Below are 19,131 nucleotides of genomic sequence, written 5' to 3' on the forward strand. Positions count from 1 at the left end.
GAGCGAAGCGAAGACCCGGGATCGTCTGCAGGACAAGACACCTCTTCCGGATGACGGTCCCGGGGCGCGGGCCTTCGGCCCTTGCCCGGGACGACAGCCACCCCAAACGACAGCCCAGTCAAACGACAGCCCCCGGGACGACCCCAGGCGGCCGGCCCTCACGCCGCCGCGGCGGCGATCGGCTGGTCCATGTGCTCGCACACCGCGGCCAGCGGCACGTCGAGGGTCCACGCCACGCCATCCGGCTTCCAGTCGAGCCGGGCCGAGCCGCGCAGCGCCATCGACACCATGCGCTCGATCACCACGTGGCCGAAGCCGCGCCGCTCCGGCGGCGTCACCGGCGGGCCGTCGGTCTCCTCCCAGCTCATGTGCAGCCGCGGTTCCGGCGCCGCCTCCTCGACCCGCCAGGCGACGCGGATGCATCCCGAAGGCACCGACAGCGCACCGTGCTTGGAGGCGTTGGTGGCCAGTTCGTGCAGCGCCATGCCGATGTTCTGCGCCGCGTCCGGCCTCAGCAGCAGCGTCGGCCCGTCGAGCGAGACGCGGTCGTTGGCGGCGTCGAGGAACGGCATCAATTGCCGCTCGACCAGCTCGGCGATGGTGGCGCCGGTCCAGTTGCGGGCAACCAGCAGATCGTGCGAGCGCGCGAGGCTGGAGATGCGGTCCTCGAACCGCGCCTGGAACTCGGCGGCGTCGCTGGTGTGGCGCCCGGTCTGGCGCGCCATCGACTGCACGACGGTGAGCAGGTTCTTCGAGCGGTGCGACAGCTCGCGCATCACGAAGCCCATCTGGCGGGCGCTTTCGTGCAGCGCATCCTCGCGCGCGGCGATGATCTGCGCCGCATCCGCCATCGCCCGGCAGACCAGATTGTCCTCGCGGATGAGCGTCGGCTTGAGGGAGATCGGCGCCCCCTCGCCCAGCGCGCGCGCCGCGTTCACCGTGCGCCGCGTCGAGCGGTTGATCAGGTGGGCGCCGAAAAAGGCGGCGCCGATCGACACCAGCGTGGTGAGGCCGAGCAGCGCCAGAACCGCGTTGCGGCGCTGATTGCTCGGCGCCTCCAGCACGGCCTTCGGCACCCACACCACGGCATGCCAGTCGTTCAGGCCGGAGCGGCGATAGGCGGCGACGGCCTGCTGGCCATCGAGGTCGCTCACCGTCAGCACACCCTCGGATTCGGTGCGCGGCGCCAGCAAGCCGGGCGACGCGGCCCGGCCGACGCGCGTGTCACCCTCGCCGCGCTCGGGCAAGGAGCGCGCGATGACGCGGCCCTCGCCGTCAATGATGGCGGCGGACCAGCCCTCGGGCCGGTAGGTCTGCTTCAGCACGTTCTGGATCGTGGCGGGCGGCGGCATCAGCATCAGCACGCTGCGCACCTCGCGCTCGACGCTCACCGGCACATAGATCGCAAACCGGTTGGGCTCGCCGGTCATCGGCCCGGCATTGCCGACCTTCATCCGCCCGGAGGCGAACACCTGCTCGACCGGATTGGCGCGAACCTCCGCCGGCCTGTCAGGCTCGTCGCGCGTGTCGACCAGCGGCCGCAGCGCGCGGTCCACCAGCACGACGTGACCGCCGCGCGCGGACAAGGCCCGGGCCTGCTCGTCGAACGCCTGGAAATTGGCCTTGACCAGCGCCCGCGAGGCGGCCAGCACCTCGGCGGTCTCGCTGTGGCTGCGCAGCTCGCGGTCCACCGCCTGCGCCAGCGTGTGCGCAACCTCGGACACGCGGCCGACTTCCGCCGCGTGCTCGACATCCGCCCAGCGCATGATGGTGTAGGCGCCGATCAGCACCAGCGGTGCCACCGACGCCAGGATCAGGAACGCCAGCAGCCATGCCAGCGGCACGTCGCGCCTGGCGCGGGTTCGGCCTGCGCCCACTGCCGCGGCACTGTTCGTGCCGATTCGGCCGGCGGCGCCGATTGTCACATCCGATTGTGCCGTCAAACGGCCAGCCCCTCCGCAATCCATCCGTCGCGCTACGTCCGAGCGCGCTACGTCCGAGCGCGTCACGTCCTAACGCGTCACGTCCTAACGCGTCACGTCCGAGCGCGCCGTGTCCTAACGCGCTACCGACCGCATTCCAAGACGCCGGGACCTCCCGGCGGCGTCGGATCACTTCACATTCTCGCAAGCGTATGGCCGCACCAAGGCACCGCCCTGCACGCGGCGCATACCCGCCGACCCCCGCCGCGCCCCCGGACGCGGCCATTCCGGCGCGCCGGCCGCCCTCAGAACGGGATCTCGTCGTCGAGATCGCTGGAATACTTGCCGCCGCCCGAGGCCTGCGGACGGGCCGCGCCGCGCGCCGGCAACGGGCTGCGCTGGCCGAAATCGCCACCGGCATCGTCGATCTCGGCGCCGCCGCCGCCGCTCCGCCCGTCGAGCAGCGTCAGTTCGCCGCGGAAGCGCTGCAGCACGACTTCGGTGATCCGCCGCTGCTGGCCGTCCTTGTCCGTGTACTCGCGGGTCTGGAGCTGCCCCTCGATATAGACCTTCGATCCCTTGCGCAGATACTGCTCGGCGACCTTGCCCAAGTTCTCGTTGTAGATGACGATATTATGCCACTCGGTCCTTTCCTTCTTCTCGCCGGTGGCCTTGTCGGGCCAGCGCTCGGACGTGGCGATGCTGAATTTCACCGCCTGCCCGCCGTTCGAGAAGCGCTGCACTTCCGGATCGCGCCCGAGATTGCCGACCAGGATGACCTTGTTGACGCTGCCCGCCATGGCTTTGTGCCTTCCGCTATGCGTTCTGGACCGCCACCCTACCCCGGCCATCCCGCCAATACTGCCCCGGCCCCGCCACTGTCCACAAGCGACGATGTTCCGGTTACGTTCTTAGCGCAAACCGGCCCTCCTCACAATTGCCGAATGATACGGTTTCCGGCCTGCAGGGCTGGAAACCCGTATTCCGATCGCCGAAAACTCCGTCATCGAACACGGGTTTTCGGCGAGATCGTTTCCGGTATCCCGAAGGGATCGACCGGAAACCGAATGCCGCGCCCTGCTGCCGCGCGTCTGGCTGCCCGTTGGCCGCCGGCCGGCCGTGCGTCGCGCCTCTGGCGTTTTCGATCGCGGCGCCCTAGGTTATGGCCTCGTTTTGTTCTTGTCGAACCGCCGCCGGGCCCTCTCGGCCGCGTGCCGAGACCCCCGCATGACCGCCTCCCGTTCCTCCCGCGATCGTTCCAAAAATGATCGCACCAAAAATGATCGCGCCACCATCGATCCCGCCCGCACCATCTCGATCCGCGGCGCGCGCGAGCACAATCTGAAAGGCGTCGACCTCGACATCCCGCGCGACCGGCTGGTGGTGTTCACCGGCCTGTCCGGCTCGGGCAAGTCGTCGCTCGCCTTCGACACCATCTATGCCGAGGGCCAGCGCCGCTATGTCGAGAGCCTGTCGGCCTATGCGCGGCAGTTCCTCGACATGATGCAGAAGCCGGACGTCGACCAGATCGACGGCCTGTCGCCGGCCATCTCCATCGAGCAGAAGACGACGTCGAAGAACCCGCGCTCCACCGTCGGCACCGTCACCGAGATCTACGACTACATGCGCCTGCTGTGGGCGCGGGTCGGCACCCCCTACTCGCCCGCGACGGGTCTTCCGATCGAGAGCCAGACCGTGTCGCAGATGGTCGACAGGGTGATGGAGCTGCCGGCGGGCACGCGGCTCTATCTGCTGGCCCCGGTGGTGCGCGGCCGCAAGGGCGAGTACCGCAAGGAGCTCGCCGAGTTCCAGAAGAAGGGCTTCCAGCGCGTCAAGATCGACGGCACGTTCTACGAGATTTCGGAAGCCCCGGCGCTCGACAAGAAGCTGAAGCACACCATCGAGGTGGTGGTGGACCGGCTGGTGGTGCGCCCCGACATCGCCACGCGGCTCGCCGATTCGCTGGAGACCGCGCTCAAGCTCGCCGACGGGCTGGCGGTCATCGAGCTTGCGGACGCACCCCCCACCCCAGCCCTCCCCTGCAAGGAGGGAGGGAGCGCGGACGCTGCACTCTCTTCACCTCCCCCCTTGCGGGGGAGGTCGGATCGCGAAGCGATCCGGGTGGGGGGTGACAAACCCGAAGCCACCGCGAGCACCCCCCACCCCAACCCTCCCCCGCAAGGGGGGAGGGAATCGGAACCCACCCGAATCCTGTTCTCGGAGAAATTCGCCTGCCCGGTGTCCGGCTTCACCATCTCCGAGATCGAGCCGCGGCTGTTCTCGTTCAACAACCCGTTCGGCGCCTGCCCGACTTGCGGCGGCATCGGCACCGAGCAGACCATCGACCCCAATCTGGTGGTGCCGGACACCGCGAAAAGCCTGCGCCAGGGCGCCATCGCGCCGTGGGCGCGCTCCACCAGCCCCTATTACGCCCAGACGCTGGACGCGCTGGCCCGCCACTACAAGTTCAAGGTCACGGTGCCGTGGAAGGAGCTGCCCAAGACGGCGCGCGACGTCATCCTCTACGGCTCGGGCGAGGAGACGGTGACCATCGTCTATGACGACGGCCTGCGCGCCTACGAGACCAAGAAGCCGTTCGAGGGCGTGGTCACCAATCTCCAGCGCCGCTGGCGCGAGACCGAGAGCGAGTGGGCGCGCGAGGAGATCGGCAAATACTTCTCCGCCACCCCGTGCGACGCCTGCGCCGGCTATCGCCTCAAGCCCGAGGCCTTAGCGGTGAAGATCGACGGCCGCCACATCGGCGAGGTGGCGGAAATGAGCGTGCGCCGCGCCGGCGAGTGGTTCGAGGCGCTGCCCGCCACGCTCACCAAAAAGCAGAACGACATCGCGGTGCGCATCCTCAAGGAGATCCGCGAGCGCCTGCGCTTCCTGATGGATGTCGGGCTCGATTATCTCACGCTCTCGCGCAATTCCGGCACGCTGTCCGGCGGTGAGAGCCAGCGCATCCGCCTCGCCTCGCAGATCGGCTCCGGCCTCACCGGCGTGCTCTATGTGCTCGACGAGCCGTCGATCGGCCTGCACCAGCGCGACAACGAACGCCTGCTCAAGACGCTGGAGCGGCTGCGCGACCTCGGCAACACCGTCATCGTCGTCGAGCACGACGAGGACGCCATCCGCGAGGCCGACTACGTGGTCGATGTCGGCCCCGGCGCCGGCATCCATGGCGGACGGATCGTCGCGCAGGGCACACCCGCCGAGATCATGGCCGATCCCAAATCGCTGACCGGACAGTACCTGACCGGCGCCAAATCGATCGCCGTGCCGGCGCGCCGCAAGCCCGACCCCGCCCGCATGCTGAAGCTGGTCGGCGCGCGCGCCAACAATCTCAAGAACGTCACCGCCGAGATTCCGCTGGGGCTGTTCACCTGCATCACCGGCGTGTCGGGCGGCGGCAAGTCGACGCTGTTGATCGACACGCTCTACAAGGCGGTGGCACGGCGGCTGAATGGTGCCTCCGACGTGCCCGGCGTGCACGATGCGCTCATCGGCCTCGAACACCTCGACAAGGTAATCGACATCGACCAGTCGCCGATCGGCCGCACGCCGCGCTCCAACCCCGCCACCTATACCGGCGCCTTCACGCCGATCCGCGACTGGTTCGCCGGCCTGCCGGAATCGAAGGCGCGCGGCTACGATCCGGGCCGCTTCTCGTTCAACGTCAAGGGCGGCCGCTGCGAGGCCTGCCAGGGCGACGGCGTCATCAAGATCGAGATGCACTTCCTGCCGGACGTCTACGTCACCTGCGACGTCTGCAAGGGCAAGCGCTACAATCGCGAGACGCTGGAGGTGATCTTCAAGGGCAAGTCGATCGCCGACGTGCTCGACATGACGGTCGACGAGGGCGTGCAGTTCTTCCAGGCGGTGCCGACCATCCGCCGCATCCTGGAGACGCTGTCGCGCGTCGGGCTGGGCTACATCCATATCGGCCAGCAGGCGACGACACTCTCGGGCGGCGAGGCGCAGCGCGTGAAGCTGTCGAAGGAGCTGGCCAAGCGCTCGACCGGCCGCACGCTCTATATTCTCGACGAGCCGACCACCGGCCTGCACTTCCACGACGTGGCGAAGCTGCTCGAAGTGCTGCACGAGCTGGTGGCCCAGGGCAACACCGTGGTGGTGATCGAGCACAATCTCGAAGTCATCAAGACCGCCGACTGGCTGATCGATCTGGGCCCCGAGGGCGGCGACGGCGGCGGCGAGATCGTGGCCGCAGGCCCGCCGGAGCTGATCGCCAAGGAGCCGAGGAGCTATACGGGCAAGTTCCTCAAGCCGGTGCTGGCGCGGGGCAAGGCGAAGGGCAAGCAGGCGGCGGAGTGAGGGCGGGCGCGCAAGGCCGCAAATGACAGGCGGAAGCGTGGAGCGCTTGTCACAAGTTGACTCACGTTAGCCGCCAAAGAACAACCGCTAGGGGCTCATTGCTGATGAGCACACCGCCCAGCAGGACGGTCCCAATAAGCACAAATAAGAACATATATCCTATTGATTTATAAAACAACTCAATTTTTCCATCAGAATGCAGCATTTTATCTTTATTAAATCGGAGGTCAGAAACGAATAAACGCGCAAAGGCCCTCATAAATCGACCTCTAACCTCAACAGGACTCTCGCCTCCGATTGCCTTCGTCAAACATAGCTCAGGAAGCGTGTCCCCAAACCTCTTCTCAATTTCTATCGCATGCTTAACTGCACCGACAAGCAGACGATGATACCAATACCTGTCCATTAGATAAAATAGAAATGATGCGATTATGCCAAGAATAGGGGCAAATATCACAGATTTTATCTTTAATTGGCTATAGTTAAACGAAATATCGTTCTCAATCAAAAACCCTTGCGCTGCTGCGATCGCTAAAACTATCGTAATAAACAAACCGCGGATGCGCATTTCTATGTCATTGAAGTGTTTTTGCACATCAATAACAGCTTTCCAAATTTCTATCACTTCCTTGCGTCGGTCGGGATCCATCCCACGATCTGAATTCCACATGCTCAATGATTTCCCTAAAACTGCTTCGTAGCGTTATCCCAGGCTTAACGTCTCGCGTAGTGATCCGCTTTTCTCTTTCGACATCCGCATCACTCCAATGAGTCACCTCGCGAAGGAGTTGGTACGCGCTCGTATGCTGGGCCTTTCCATATTCTGCATAAACATCCATCACACCAGCGTCTTGAGCCATAGCAATGTCTTTATGTAAACTATCACCCACATAAACGCACTCAGACACCCCTACACCCAGAGTGCCAACAATCTCCTTTAACACGTCAGGATCCGGCTTCAGCGAACCAGCGGGAGTGTGATGATGTTGCGTGTACCTAAACTCATATCGCGACGATGGATACTTACGAATGTCCTCCCGCGAAAGAGCCTTCGGTATATCGTGATCTTTAGGTGAGAAAATTTTATCAATCACGCCATCCAACCCAAGCTTTCTCACTCGATAATTCGAATAAAATGCCATCGATTCAGTATAGCCAATAATCAGCGCGCCAGATCCCTTAACTATAAGTAAAGTATCAGCAACGCCTGAGTACAGCCGAAGCGTTCTCGCACGCTCCGCGCGATACCTCTCAATTGCCGGACGAAAGACCTCTAACAAGTCTTTATCCGGGAAAAATTGTTTAAGCAGGGGCAACTCTTCTATAAGGAAAGAATATTCTGACGTCCCATGCCGCTGATGCACCTTTCTAATCTCAGGCTTCAACTCATCCGCAGACAACCCGCTAATATCACAAATCTCCTGAAGCATCGCTGAAAAGCAACTATACCAAACATCTACCCAATCGAAGAGAGTATTATCGAGATCGGTAATAAGAACCTTTTTTGACATGCCGCCCGCCTTACACCCCAAATGTTCTTGATATGTTCCAAGACGACGCGCGCTATGTCAAGCACAATTTCACGTCCCAGCGGCGAATGAGCCTCGACACCCTATCTCTCGGTCGAGGACGCGCGCAAGCTCGACACCGTCCGCCTTGCCCTCAAGCGCGACGACATCGCCGCCGCTTCGGATAGCCGGGTGTTCGAGCTTTCGAAGCCCGGACTGCCCAGGACGCTGCGACCGGCAGGCTCGATGCCCTCGCCGACAAAGCGCTCCCCGAGTTCCGTGCCGGCGCAGCCGCCGCGCCCGCTTCATTGACTTTGCGGCAGGCGGGTGAATACTTGCGGCCTCGCTGAAGCCCTTCCGCGAGTCCGCGCAAGCCAGCCAGCCGCCCTGCGGCGCGCCCGCCAGCATCCGTCAGAACTTCGATATCGCGACGTCATCCCCGGTGCATCGACATCGGTGTCCGGCCGTTGGCCGGCATGGCGTGCGGACCTGCGAACAGGGATCGAGCGATGCCGCAAGCGCCTGCGTCCGTGTCCGTCAAGCCGTCCGCTGCCGCGGTGGCGGCAAAGTCGCGCAAGCGCGACCGCGAGGCGGCCAAGGTGGCGATGGTCGCCACCATGGGGGTGGCCACCCTCACCGGCCTCATGCTGATGCGCCACCACGGCTGGAACAAGTCGGCGGTCAAGTCGACCCATGTGGCGACCGGACTGGCGCTCGTCGGCGCCTCCTGGTGGCATTACACGCTCTACGGACGCCGCCCGCGGTGAGGCAAAATCCGCACCTCGGCCCGGCGCTCCCTATTCCGCTTGCCGAGGGTCCCGGTTTCGGCCGAAGATTTTCGCCAAACCTGATCCGGCATGCCGCGGCATTCGTCCGGATCGCGGATGAGACGTCGTCACGGACAGGACGCCGTCGCGGATGACACGTCATGACCCATTTTCGTCCGATCGTCCGCTCCGGCGGCCAGACCGGGGTCGACCGCGCCGCGCTCGATGCCGCGCTGGCCAGCGGCCTCGCCTATGAGGGCTGGTGCCCGCGCGGCGGCTGGGCGGAGGATTTGCCGGCGCCGCCGGGCCTGCTCGCGCTCTATCCCCGCCTCAAGGAGACGCCGGACGACGACCCCGGCCAGCGCACCGAGTGGAACGTGCGCGACAGCGACCTCACCTTCCTGCTGGTGCCGGGGGTGGCGTGCGTCTCGCCGGGCACCGAGCTGACGGCGAGCTTCGCGCGCGCCCACAAGAAGCCGCTGTTCGGCTTCGCGGTGGACAGCGAAACCTCGGTCAAGGCCATGGCCGCGGTGTGCAAGACCATGCGCGGCCACGTCCGCCTCAACATCGCCGGCCCGCGCGAGAGCGAGCACCCGGGCATCTACCGCACCACCCGCGACCTGCTGGCCCGGCTGTTCCTCATCCTGGCGTGAGGGAGCCCTTTCCGGGCTTCGTCATCCCGGGCGAGGCGTCAGCCGAGACCCGGGATCGTTCTCAGAACCAGCCCCCTTCCGGACGACGGGCCCCGGCTCGCGCTTCGCTTGGCCGGGGCGACGAAGGCCCCCCACCCTTGCCGCCTCCGTTCCCCTCCTGTACCCGTTGAGCCATGGGAAAACGGATTCTGCCGCCGTCGGGGGATGGCGCGGGGGCGGGCGGCAACATCGAGCCGATCGACCTCAAGAGCGCGCTCGAGGAGCGCTATCTCGCCTATGCGCTCTCCACCATCATGCACCGCGCGCTGCCCGACGCGCGCGATGGCCTGAAGCCCGTCCACCGCCGCGTGCTGTTCGCCATGCGGGCGCTGCGGCTCGATCCGGGCGCGGCGTTCAAGAAGAGCGCCCGCGTCGTCGGCGACGTCATCGGCAAGTTCCACCCGCACGGCGACCAGTCGGTCTACGACGCCCTGGTGCGCCTCGCCCAGGACTTCGCCCAGCGCTACCCGCTGGTCGACGGCCAGGGCAATTTCGGCAATGTCGATGGCGATAGCGCCGCCGCCATGCGCTACACCGAGGCTCGCCTCACCGAGACCGCGCGCTTCCTGCTCGACGGGCTGGACGACGACACCGTCGATTTCCGCCCCACCTATGACGGCTCGGAATCCGAGCCGGTGGTGCTGCCCGCAGCCGTGCCGCATCTCCTCGCCAACGGCTCGGCCGGCATCGCGGTGGGCATGGCGACCTCGATCCCGCCGCACAACATGGCCGAATTGCTCGATGCGGCGGCGCACCTGATCGACAACCCGCAGGCGACGACGCGCGACCTGCTCAAGATCGTCAAGGGGCCGGACTTCCCCACCGGCGGCATCATCGTCGACGACAAGGCCTCGATCCGCGAGGCCTACGAGACCGGCCGCGGCGGCTTCCGCGTGCGCGCCACGTGGCACGTCGAGGACGGCGCGCGCGGCGCCTGGGTCGTCGTCGTCACCGAGATCCCCTATCAGGTGGCGAAATCGCGGCTGATCGAGAAGATCGCCGAGCTGATGGACGCCAAGAAGCTGCCGCTTCTGGCCGACGTCCGCGACGAATCGGCGGAGGACATCCGCGTCGTCCTTGAGCCCAAGAGCCGCAACGTCGAGCCGTCGCTGCTGATGGAGAGCCTGTTCAAGCTCACCGAGCTTGAGAGCCGCTTTCCCCTCAACATGAACGTGCTGGTCGGCGGCCAGGTGCCCAAGGTCGTCAGCCTCGCGGATATCCTGCGCGAATGGCTCGACCACCGCCGCACCGTCCTGCTGCGCCGCTCGCAGCATCGCCTCAGCGAGATCGGCCACCGGCTTGAGGTGCTGGGCGGCTATCTGATCGCGTATCTGAACATCGATCGCGTCATCGAGATCATCCGCAATCACGACGACCCGAAGGCCGAGCTGATCCGCGTCTTCACGCTCACCGACGTGCAGGCCACCGCCATTCTCGACATGCGGCTGCGCAGTTTGCGCAAGCTGGAGGAGATCGAGATCCGGCGCGAGCACGACGCGCTGACCAGCGAGAAGGCCGGGCTGGAGCGGCTGCTGGCGTCGGAGCCGCTGCAGTGGCGCGCCATCGCGGCCGAGATCGCCAAGGTGCGCGAGAGCTACGATCCGAAGTCCAAGCTCGGCAAGCGCCGCACCGTGTTCGGCAGCGCGCCCGAGCACGACGAGGAGGCGGTGCAGGAAGCCCTGATGGAGCGCGAGCCGATCACCGTGATCCTGTCGGAGAAGGGCTGGATCCGCGCGCTGAAAGGCCACCAGGAGGACGTCTCCAACCTCACCTTCAAGACCGACGACCGGCTGAAGCTCGCCTTCTATGCCGAGACCACGTCGAAGATCATGGTGTTCGCCACCAATGGCCGGTTCTACACGCTGGATGCCGCCAAGCTGCCGGGCGGGCGCGGCCATGGCGAGCCGATCCGCCTCGCCATCGACATGGAGCAGGCCGACGACGTGGTCGACGCCTTCGTCTATGAGGGCGGCCGCAGGCTCTTGGTGGCGAGCCGCGAGGCCAAGGGCTTCGTGGTGGCCGAGGACGAGTGCCTCGCCACCACCCGCAAGGGCAAGCAGGTGCTGGTCGTCGATGCCCCGGACGAGGCGCGGCTGGTGAAGCCGGTCGAGGGCGACCACGTCGCCACCATCGGCGACAACCGGCGCCTCCTGGTGTTCCCGCTCAACCAAGTGCCGGAGATGCCGCGCGGCAAGGGCGTGCGGCTGCAGCGCTTCCGCGACGGCGGCCTCGCCGATGCGAAATGCTTCGCGCTCGACGACGGCCTGTCGTGGACCGATTCGGCCGAGCGCAACTTCACGGTCGACAAGCGCGAGCTGCGCGAATGGATCGGCACCCGCTCCGATTCGGGCCGCCTGCCGCCCAAGGGCTTCCCGAAGTCGAACAAGTTCGAGTGAGCATGGCGGGGCGGCGACCCGATGCAGGCTCCGCAGCGTAGCGGTTTTGGGCTATTCTGCCGGGTGATGATCGCTTCATAAGGCTTGCGGCCGATCAGAAAAAGCCGCCAGCCGAGAGTTACGGACTTTCTTTCCCTCTCCCCTTGCGGGAGAGGGTGCCGGGCGATCGAAGATCGCGCGGCGGGTGAGGGGTGAATTCGAGCGGTCTTTTAAGAGACCCCTCACCCGGCTCGACCTCGCTGACGCTCGCTCTCGCCACCCTCTCCCGCAAGGGGAGAGGGAAAAGAAGGCCAAGCTGAAACCGGGAAACCATTCCATGTCCCCGACCCGCCAGCTCACCGTCACCCTGCCCGAGGAGGTGGTTCGCGCCGTCGAGGCGCGGGTCGCCGCGGGCGAATACGCCTCCGCCAGCGAGGTCGTCCTCGACGGGCTGATGCAGCTCGACCCCTTCGCCGACGAGATGCCGCCGATCCCCGACGAGGAGGTCGAGCGCTGGCTGCGCGAGGAGGTCGTGCCGACCTGTCAGGCCTATCTGGCCGATCCGTCGCGCGCCATCCCGGCGGAAGAGGTTTTCGATGGTCTTGAACGCCGGTATCTGGCTCGCAAGGCAAAGCAGAAGAACAACATCAAGGCATAAGCAAAAATAATGCCTCGCCGGGTCGTCTTCGATCCTATCGCGGAACGCGATCTTGACGATTTGTACGAATATATCGCCGACCGATCGGGGATTGCGAACGCAACGAACTTTACCGATCGCCTCCGTGCCTACTGCCTCAGCTTCGACACCTTCCCGCACCGCGGCACCAAGCGTGACGATCTGATGCCCGGCCTGCGTACTGTTGGCTGGCACCGCCGGGCGACCATCGCATTCCTGGTCGAGCCGGGCCGCGTGCTGATCCTGCGGGTGCTGTTCCGCGGCCGCGATCCGGGCGCGTCCCTGTTCCGCTGACCGGTTTCCCGCGTCTCGTCCGGCCCGCATCCCCTCTTCATCTGCCGGCGGCTCGCAATTGTTTGAAGAGGCGGCGGCGCGGACAGTCCGCACCCCCGCCACCTTTGCCGATAATTAACGTGGCTCGAAGGAACAGCCGGGTTACACATTGTCCCGGCGGTTGTTGCACACGGCCTGTTGTGTCCCCACGTGCCATGTCGGGACACAACATGCCGGGCACCCGCCAATTTTATTTGCCGCCCACTGCGCGGCGTCGGTGCCCCAACGGAAACGGAACGGACATGACGCGCACGCGCCCCTTGACCATCGCCGCCCTCGCTGTGCTGGCCGGGCTCGGCTGGTGGTTCTGGCCGCAACTGAGGCCGATCGTGGCCAGCGTGCCGGGCCTGTCCGCCCTCATGCCCAGCCAGAGCGCCGCGCCGCGCCCGCCGGCCCGCGCCGCCGTGCCGGTGGTCACCGAGAAGGTGGAGCGGCGCGACGTGCCGGTGACGCTGGATGCCGTCGGCACCGTGCAGCCGGTCGCCTCGATCGCCATCCGCCCGCGCATCGACAGCGAGATCACCGAGGTCCATGTCGCCGAGGGCGCGGTGGTGAAGGCCGGCGACCTGCTGTTCGCGCTCGACGACCGGGCGCTGCAGGCCCAGCTTTCCCAGATCGAGGCCCAGATCGAAAAGGACACGGCCCAGCTTGAGCAGGCCAAGCGCGACCTCGACCGTGCCGAGGATCTGCTGCGCCGCAAGATCGCCACCCAGGTGCAGCGCGACATCGCCGCCACCCTGGTCCGCGTCAACGAGGCCCAGCTCGCCGCCGGCCGCGCCCAGCGCGACAGCCTCGTCACCTCGCTCAGCTTCACCCGCATCCGCGCCCCCTTCTCCGGCCGCATCGGCTCCATCACCGCCAAGGCCGGCACCGTGGTGCGCGCCGCCGATTCCGGCGTCATCGCCACCATCAACCAGTTCGACCCGATCTATGTCGCCTTCTCGGTCCCGCAGGCGGCGCTGGCGCCGCTGCGCCGGGCGATGGCCGAGGGCAAGGTGGCGGTGGAGGCGAAGACGCCGGCCGGCGCGGTGCGCGGCACCGTCGCCTTCGTCGAGAACGCCGTCGACCTCGCCACCGGCACGGTGGGGGTGAAGGCGTCGATGCCCAACGCCGAAGAACTGCTGTGGCCGGGCGCGTTCGTCACGGTGACGCTGACCCTGGGCGAGGAGCCCGACGCCACCGTGGTGCCCTCGTCCGCCGTGCAGATCGGCCAGGACGGGCCGTTCGTGTTCGTGGTCAAGGATGACAAGGCGCAGCTGCGCCGCATCGCGGTGAAGCGCACGCAGGACGCCGTCACGGTCGTCGCCTCCGGCCTCGAGGGCGGCGAGGACGTGGTCACCGACGGCCATCTCCGGCTGGTCAATGGCGCCGCCGTGACGCGCGATTCCGCCCGCAGCCCCCGCCCTGCCCCGGCGCTGGCCAACGGAAGCTGACGTCATGCTCTCCGCGCTGTGCATCCGCCGCCCGGTGATGACCATCCTGCTGATGGTCTCCTTCGTGGTCGCCGGCCTGTTCGCCTACCGCCAGCTTCCGGTGGCGGCGGTGCCGCGCGTCGACTTCCCCACCATCCAGGTGTCGGCCTCCCTGCCCGGCGCCAGCCCCGAGACCATGGCGGCCTCGGTCGCCTCGATCCTGGAGCGCCAGTTCTCGACCATCGCCGGCGTCACCTCGATGGCCTCGACCTCGACGCTGGGCCAGACCTCGATCGTCCTGCAGTTCGACCTCGCCCGGAACATCGACGGCGCCGCCCTCGACGTGCAGTCGGCCATCTCCACCGCGCAGCGCAAGCTGCCGGAGGACATGACGACGCCACCGAGCTTCCGCAAGATCAACCCGGCGGACCAGCCGATCCTGTTCCTGGCGCTGTCGTCCGATCAGGTGCGGCTGTCGGATGTCGACGCCTTCGCCCAGACCTCGATCGTACCAAGGCTGTCCACGCTGACCGGCGTCGCGCAGGTGATGGTCTATGGCAGCCAGAAATATGCCGTCCGGGTGCGCGCCGATCTCGACCAGCTCGCCGCCCGCGGCCTGAGCCTCGCCGAGATCCAGGCGGCGCTGGCCAACGCCAATTCGTCGAAGCCGGTGGGCTCGGTCACCCAGGGCAGCCGCAACATCATTCTCGATTCAACCGGCCCGATCCTGCGCGCCGCCGACTACATGCCGGTGGTGGTGGCCTGGCAGAACGGCGCGCCGGTGCGGGTGGAGGACATCGGGGTCGCCATCGACTCGGTCGAGAACGACAAGGTGGCGAGCTGGTTCAATGGCAACCGGTCTATCGTGCTGGCGGTGCAGCGCCAGCCCGACGCCAACACCGTCGAGGTGGTCGACCGCATCCAGGCGCTGATGCCGAGCATCCGCGCCTCGCTGCCGGCCGGCGTCAATATCGACGTGATCATGGATCGCTCCAAGCCGATCCGCGCCGCCATCCATGACGTCGAGATCACGCTCGGCATCGCCATGGTGCTGGTGATCATCGTCATCTACTTCTTCCTGCGCAGCGCCCGCGCGACGCTGATCCCGGCCATCGCGCTGCCGATCTCGCTGATCGGCACGTTTGCCGGCATGTATCTGTTCGGCCATTCCATCGACAACATCTCGCTGCTGGCGCTGACGCTGTCGGTCGGCTTCGTGGTCGACGACGCCATCGTCATGCTCGAAAACATCATGCGCCACGTCGAGAAGGGCGAGAAACCCTACGACGCGGCGCTGAAGGGCTCGCGCGAGGTCGGCTTCACCATCATCTCGATGACCGTGTCGCTGGTGGCGGTGTTCATCCCCGTGCTGTTCATGGGCGGGGTGGTCGGGCGCATGTTCAACGAGTTCGGCCTCGTCATCTCGATGTCGATCATCATCTCCGGCATCGTGTCGCTGACGCTGACGCCGATGCTGTGCTCGCGCCTGCTCAAGCCGCAGATCGAGGAGCCCAGGCCCAATCTTCTGCTGCGCGGCTTCGAGCGCGGCTTCGATGCCATGGCCGCCGCCTATGCGTGGTCGCTGAAGAAGGTTCTCGCCCACCAGCGGGTGATGCTGGCGATCACGCTCGCCACCTTCGCCGTCACCTTCGAGCTCTATCGCGACATCCCGAAGGGTTTCTTTCCGAGCGAGGACAACGGCCTGATCTTCGGCTCGACCGTGGGGCCGGACGATGCCTCCTTCGAGGCCATGGTGGCGCGCCAGAAGCTGGTCGCCGACATCGTCGCCAAGGACCCCGACGTCGTCACGGTGATGTCCAATGTCGGCTCCGGCCCCGGCGCCAACACCCAGAACGCCGGGCGCCTGTTCATCGGCCTGCGCGACCGGCCCGAACGCACCGCCGACATGCAGCAGGTGATCGGCCGGCTCAGGCGGGCGGTGGCCGAGGTGCCGGGCATCAACGCCTTCTTCCAGCCGGTGCAGTCGATCTCGGTCGGCGCGGTGTCCTCGCGCAGCCAGTACCAGTACACGCTGCAATCGGCCGATCTCGCCGCGCTGCGCACCTTCGCGCCCAAGCTTGAGAGCCGGATGCGGCAGATCCCCGGCGTGCTCGACATCAACTCCGACCTGCAGATCAAGGCGCGCGCCGGCTACATCGACATCGACCGCGACCTCGCCGCCCGCCTCGGCCTCAATGTCGATCAGATCCGCAGCCTGTTCTATTCGGCCTATGGCTCGCGGCAGGTGTCGACCATCTACGCCCCCGACGACACCTATCAGGTGATCCTGGAGGCCGACCCCAAATACACCACCGACCCGGCCGAGCTGCTGCGCCGCCTCACCGTGCGCACCGCCACCGGCGCGGTGGTGCCGCTCGACACCGTGGCGCGGCTGGAGCAGCAGCCGACCACGCTGACCGTGCAGCATCTGGCGCAGCTTCCGGCGGTGACCATCTCGTTCAACCTGAAGCCCGGCGTGTCGCTCGGCGAGGCAGTCGGCCGCATCGAGCAGGAGACGCGCAACATCGGCATGCCGGCGACCATCTCGACCAGCTTCCAGGGCACGGCGCAGCTCTTCCAGGACGCGCTCGGCAATCAAGGCCTGCTGCTGTTTGCCGCCGTCATCGTCATCTACATCGTGCTCGGCATTCTCTACGAGAGCTTCATCCACCCGCTGACCATTCTGTCCGGCCTGCCGACCGCCGGCATCGGCGCGCTGATCGCGCTCTCGTTCGCCGGCATGGACCTGAGCGTCATCGCGATGATCGGCCTGGTGATGCTGATCGGCATCGTCAAGAAGAACGCCATCATGATGATCGACTTCGCCAGCACCCGCCAGCAGGCCGGCGCCACGGCCGAGGAGGCCATCGTCGCGGCAGCGGCGCTGCGCTTTCGGCCGATCATGATGACGACGTTCGCCGCCGTGTTCGGCACGCTGCCGATCGCGCTCGGCGTCGGCGCCGGCGCCGAGCTGCGCCAGCCGCTCGGCATCGCCGTGGTCGGCGGCCTGTGCCTGTCGCAGCTTCTCACGCTCTACATCACGCCGGTGGTGTTCCTGGCGTTCGACCGGCTGTTCCACCGCCGCAGGCGCGAGCCGCTGCACCCGGTCGAGGCCGAGCCGCGCCGCATCGCGGCGGAGTGAGCGCAGTGTCGTCCGCCGGGCCAAACACGTCGGCGGTCGCCTCAAGCACGTCGGCGAAGTGCTCGAACAGCGCGCCCTTCGACCGCACGATCAAACTGAGCCGGACCGGCGGCAGATCGGGAAAGCCGTCGGCGGCACCGAGCACCACGTGGTCCGGAGCAATGGCGCTGCGCGGCAGAATGCCGACGCCGAGACCGGCCGAGATCGCGCCCTGAATATTGTCGTCACAGGCGCTGACATAGGCGAAATAGGCCGCGCGCCCGGCGCGGCCCAATGCATCGAGCGCCGCGGTGCGGTAGGCGCAGCCCTCCGGAAACACCACCAGCGGCACCTCGGCCAGGGCGTCCGCGGCAATCTGCGACCGGCTCACCCAATGCAGTGTCTCGATCCGCAGAACCCGCTCGCCCGGAAGGCGGGCGGCGGCGACCTGCGGTGCCGTGGTCCTCAGGATGCCAAGGTCGAGCCGGCCGCTGTCGAGCAGCCGCGCGATCTTCGACGACAATGTCGAGGTGATCTCGACCCTCAGACCGCGATTGACGCCGAGGCAGCGCGAGATCGCACCGTGGATGTCGGCGACGCGGAAATCATCCGGCACCCCGAGCGCGATGTGGCCGGCCAATTCCGGCCGCTGCACAGCCGCCACCGCCTCCGACAGCCGCACCAGGACGTCCTGCGCCGCTGGCAGGAAACGCTCCCCCGCGGCGGTGAGGCCGACGACATGGCCCTGCCGCCGCTCCAGCAGCCGGCAACCGAGGATGTCCTCCAGCTTGCGGATGCTCTGGGTGATGGCGGACTGGCTGCGGTGCAGGGTCAAGCTGGCGCGCTGGAACCCGCCGTCCTCGGCAACGCCGACGAGGGCGCGAAGCTGTTCCAGCGTCACCGGCCGGACGTCCCGCTGCGCCGCCCGAGGAGCGTCCGGCCTGCCGGTGTCGCGTGAGGCCACGGTGCGCAGGGCCATGCCGGGCTCCCCTTGGCATTAGATTATCGATCGGCCTTATTATGAAATAGCGATAATTCATTTTCCAGGCAACCGGCGCCTTGGGACGATGCCGCAAAGGTGCATCGCATGACCCAGCCGCAATTCTATGCCGTCGCCGTCCTGTTCAGCCTGATCTGGAGTTCCGCCTTCGTCGCCGGAAAGGTGGCGATGGCAGAACTCGATCCCTTCACGGTGCTGGCCGCCCGGTTCTGCCTCAGCGCCGCGTTGATGCTGCCGCTGATCCGGTGGCAGGGCGCCGCGCTGCTTGACCGTCAAACGGTCCGCTGGGGCGTCCTGCTCGGCCTTCTCAACAACGCGGTCTATCTCGGGCTGACCTTCTCGGCGCTGCGGACCCTGCGACCGGAAATCGTGGTGGTGATGGTGAGCTGCACGCCGTTCCTGACCACGCTGTTCGCCGCCCTCGCCGGTCTGGAGCGGATCGAGATCGCCAGGCTGGTGGGGATTGTGCTCGGCTTCACCGGCGTGGTGGTGATGTGCGGCGTGGCCTCGCCGGGCAGCGCGCCGCCCGATCCGCTTGGCTTGGTGCTGGCCGCCGGCGGAACCCTGGCCTTCGCCGCCGGCACGGTGCTGTTCCGCGGGCGGGCTCACGGGCTGGCCATCCTGCCGGTCAACTTCTGGCAGTCGGTCACGGGTGCCGTGGTGCTGGCGCCGGTGGCGCTGGCGTCGGGCGGCCCATGGCCGGTCCCGGCGATGCCGACCGTGCTGGCCCTGCTTTATCTGGCGGCTGTGGCAACGATCGGCGGCATGGCCCTGTGGCTGCTGCTGATCCGGAGCCGCGGCGCCGCCAAGGCATCGGCCTGCCATCTGCTCAACCCGGTCTCCGGCGTGGTGTTGTCGCACCTGGTGCTGGGCACGGCGCTGCGGCCGACCGACTTCGTCGGAGCGGCAATCATCGCGCTCGGCCTCGCCCTGACTCTCCGGCCGAGCCGAGACCCCGCGGTCCGCCGGGCCGGGGCGCCGGCGGAATGA

The 19,131-nt window shown here is 66.7% G+C and carries 14 protein-coding genes; 9 read left to right on the forward strand and 5 right to left on the reverse strand.

What is annotated here, in order from left to right; genetic code table 11:
• Nucleotides 1-158: 158 nt before the first annotated feature.
• Entirely contained in the window at nucleotides 159-1,877 is a 1,719-nt protein-coding gene (locus F1193_RS12575) for a sensor histidine kinase (protein ID WP_170263606.1), read from the reverse strand.
• Between the two features lie 350 nt (nucleotides 1,878-2,227).
• Nucleotides 2,228-2,722 (reverse strand): single-stranded DNA-binding protein, encoded by a 495-nt coding sequence (gene ssb / locus F1193_RS12580; RefSeq protein WP_150098162.1) that lies wholly within the window; start codon nucleotides 2,720-2,722, stop codon nucleotides 2,228-2,230.
• A gap of 427 nt (nucleotides 2,723-3,149) precedes the next feature.
• Between ssb and uvrA the strand changes: the two genes are divergently transcribed.
• Complete coding sequence (gene uvrA, locus F1193_RS12585) at nucleotides 3,150-6,257, forward strand: excinuclease ABC subunit UvrA (RefSeq protein WP_210247368.1); 3,108 nt, start codon at nucleotides 3,150-3,152, stop codon at nucleotides 6,255-6,257.
• 61 nt (nucleotides 6,258-6,318) lie between these two features.
• On the opposite strand, the gene F1193_RS12590 is transcribed toward uvrA, so the two are convergent.
• The gene (locus tag F1193_RS12590) at nucleotides 6,319-6,906 is read right to left on the reverse strand and encodes a hypothetical protein (protein WP_170263608.1); all 588 of its coding nucleotides are present in this window, start codon (nucleotides 6,904-6,906) and stop codon (nucleotides 6,319-6,321) included.
• Complete coding sequence (locus F1193_RS12595; protein ID WP_150098164.1) at nucleotides 6,854-7,768, reverse strand: HAD family hydrolase; 915 nt, start codon at nucleotides 7,766-7,768, stop codon at nucleotides 6,854-6,856. The genes F1193_RS12590 and F1193_RS12595 overlap by 53 nt, the downstream gene beginning before the upstream one ends.
• A 506-nt stretch (nucleotides 7,769-8,274) precedes the next feature.
• Between F1193_RS12595 and F1193_RS12600 the strand changes: the two genes are divergently transcribed.
• From F1193_RS12600 to F1193_RS12630, 7 genes are all read left to right on the forward strand, one after another.
• Nucleotides 8,275-8,532 (forward strand): hypothetical protein, encoded by a 258-nt coding sequence (locus F1193_RS12600; protein ID WP_150098165.1) that lies wholly within the window; start codon nucleotides 8,275-8,277, stop codon nucleotides 8,530-8,532.
• Nucleotides 8,533-8,693: 161 nt separating this feature from the next.
• Nucleotides 8,694-9,185 carry a YpsA SLOG family protein gene (locus tag F1193_RS12605; protein ID WP_150098166.1) on the forward strand — a complete coding sequence of 164 codons (492 nt, stop codon included), beginning with the start codon at nucleotides 8,694-8,696 and terminating at the stop codon, nucleotides 9,183-9,185.
• A 173-nt stretch (nucleotides 9,186-9,358) separates the two neighbouring features.
• Nucleotides 9,359-11,620, forward strand: coding sequence for a DNA topoisomerase IV subunit A (parC, locus tag F1193_RS12610; protein ID WP_150098167.1), 2,262 nt, complete (start codon nucleotides 9,359-9,361; stop codon nucleotides 11,618-11,620).
• A 316-nt stretch (nucleotides 11,621-11,936) separates the two neighbouring features.
• Entirely contained in the window at nucleotides 11,937-12,257 is a 321-nt protein-coding gene (locus tag F1193_RS12615; RefSeq protein WP_150098168.1) for a ribbon-helix-helix domain-containing protein, read from the forward strand.
• A 9-nt stretch (nucleotides 12,258-12,266) separates the two neighbouring features.
• Nucleotides 12,267-12,569, forward strand: a complete 303-nt coding sequence (locus tag F1193_RS12620) for a type II toxin-antitoxin system RelE/ParE family toxin (RefSeq protein ID WP_150098169.1) — start codon at nucleotides 12,267-12,269, stop codon at nucleotides 12,567-12,569.
• A 281-nt stretch (nucleotides 12,570-12,850) separates the two neighbouring features.
• Nucleotides 12,851-14,041 (forward strand): efflux RND transporter periplasmic adaptor subunit, encoded by a 1,191-nt coding sequence (locus F1193_RS12625; RefSeq protein WP_170263610.1) that lies wholly within the window; start codon nucleotides 12,851-12,853, stop codon nucleotides 14,039-14,041.
• Between the two features lie 4 nt (nucleotides 14,042-14,045).
• On the forward strand, nucleotides 14,046-17,162 hold the full coding sequence (locus F1193_RS12630) for an efflux RND transporter permease subunit (protein ID WP_150098171.1): 3,117 nt from the start codon (nucleotides 14,046-14,048) through the stop codon (nucleotides 17,160-17,162).
• On the opposite strand, the gene F1193_RS12635 is transcribed toward F1193_RS12630, so the two are convergent.
• On the reverse strand, nucleotides 17,059-18,120 hold the full coding sequence (locus F1193_RS12635) for a LysR family transcriptional regulator (RefSeq protein ID WP_210247369.1): 1,062 nt from the start codon (nucleotides 18,118-18,120) through the stop codon (nucleotides 17,059-17,061). The genes F1193_RS12630 and F1193_RS12635 overlap by 104 nt on opposite strands.
• A gap of 108 nt (nucleotides 18,121-18,228) precedes the next feature.
• Here F1193_RS12635 and F1193_RS12640 point away from each other — a divergent pair, with 108 nt between their 5' ends.
• A complete protein-coding gene (locus F1193_RS12640) occupies nucleotides 18,229-19,131 on the forward strand; it encodes a DMT family transporter (protein WP_150098172.1) in 903 nt (300 codons plus the stop codon).

The sequence above is a fragment of the Blastochloris sulfoviridis genome (assembly GCF_008630065.1).
Taxonomy (GTDB): Bacteria; Pseudomonadota; Alphaproteobacteria; order Rhizobiales; family Xanthobacteraceae; genus Blastochloris; species Blastochloris sulfoviridis.

Coding starts and splice junctions, on each gene's coding strand:
- ssb (WP_150098162.1), bottom strand. CDS start 2,722: ATGGCGGGCAGCGTCAACAAGGTCATCCTGGTCGGCAATCTCGGGCGC.
- F1193_RS12630 (WP_150098171.1), top strand. CDS start 14,046: ATGCTCTCCGCGCTGTGCATCCGCCGCCCGGTGATGACCATCCTGCTG.
- F1193_RS12605 (WP_150098166.1), top strand. CDS start 8,694: ATGACCCATTTTCGTCCGATCGTCCGCTCCGGCGGCCAGACCGGGGTC.
- F1193_RS12600 (WP_150098165.1), top strand. CDS start 8,275: ATGCCGCAAGCGCCTGCGTCCGTGTCCGTCAAGCCGTCCGCTGCCGCG.
- F1193_RS12590 (WP_170263608.1), bottom strand. CDS start 6,906: ATGGATCCCGACCGACGCAAGGAAGTGATAGAAATTTGGAAAGCTGTT.
- F1193_RS12615 (WP_150098168.1), top strand. CDS start 11,937: ATGTCCCCGACCCGCCAGCTCACCGTCACCCTGCCCGAGGAGGTGGTT.
- F1193_RS12595 (WP_150098164.1), bottom strand. CDS start 7,768: ATGTCAAAAAAGGTTCTTATTACCGATCTCGATAATACTCTCTTCGAT.
- parC (WP_150098167.1), top strand. CDS start 9,359: ATGGGAAAACGGATTCTGCCGCCGTCGGGGGATGGCGCGGGGGCGGGC.
- F1193_RS12625 (WP_170263610.1), top strand. CDS start 12,851: ATGACGCGCACGCGCCCCTTGACCATCGCCGCCCTCGCTGTGCTGGCC.
- F1193_RS12620 (WP_150098169.1), top strand. CDS start 12,267: ATGCCTCGCCGGGTCGTCTTCGATCCTATCGCGGAACGCGATCTTGAC.
- F1193_RS12635 (WP_210247369.1), bottom strand. CDS start 18,120: ATGGCCCTGCGCACCGTGGCCTCACGCGACACCGGCAGGCCGGACGCT.
- uvrA (WP_210247368.1), top strand. CDS start 3,150: ATGACCGCCTCCCGTTCCTCCCGCGATCGTTCCAAAAATGATCGCACC.
- F1193_RS12640 (WP_150098172.1), top strand. CDS start 18,229: ATGACCCAGCCGCAATTCTATGCCGTCGCCGTCCTGTTCAGCCTGATC.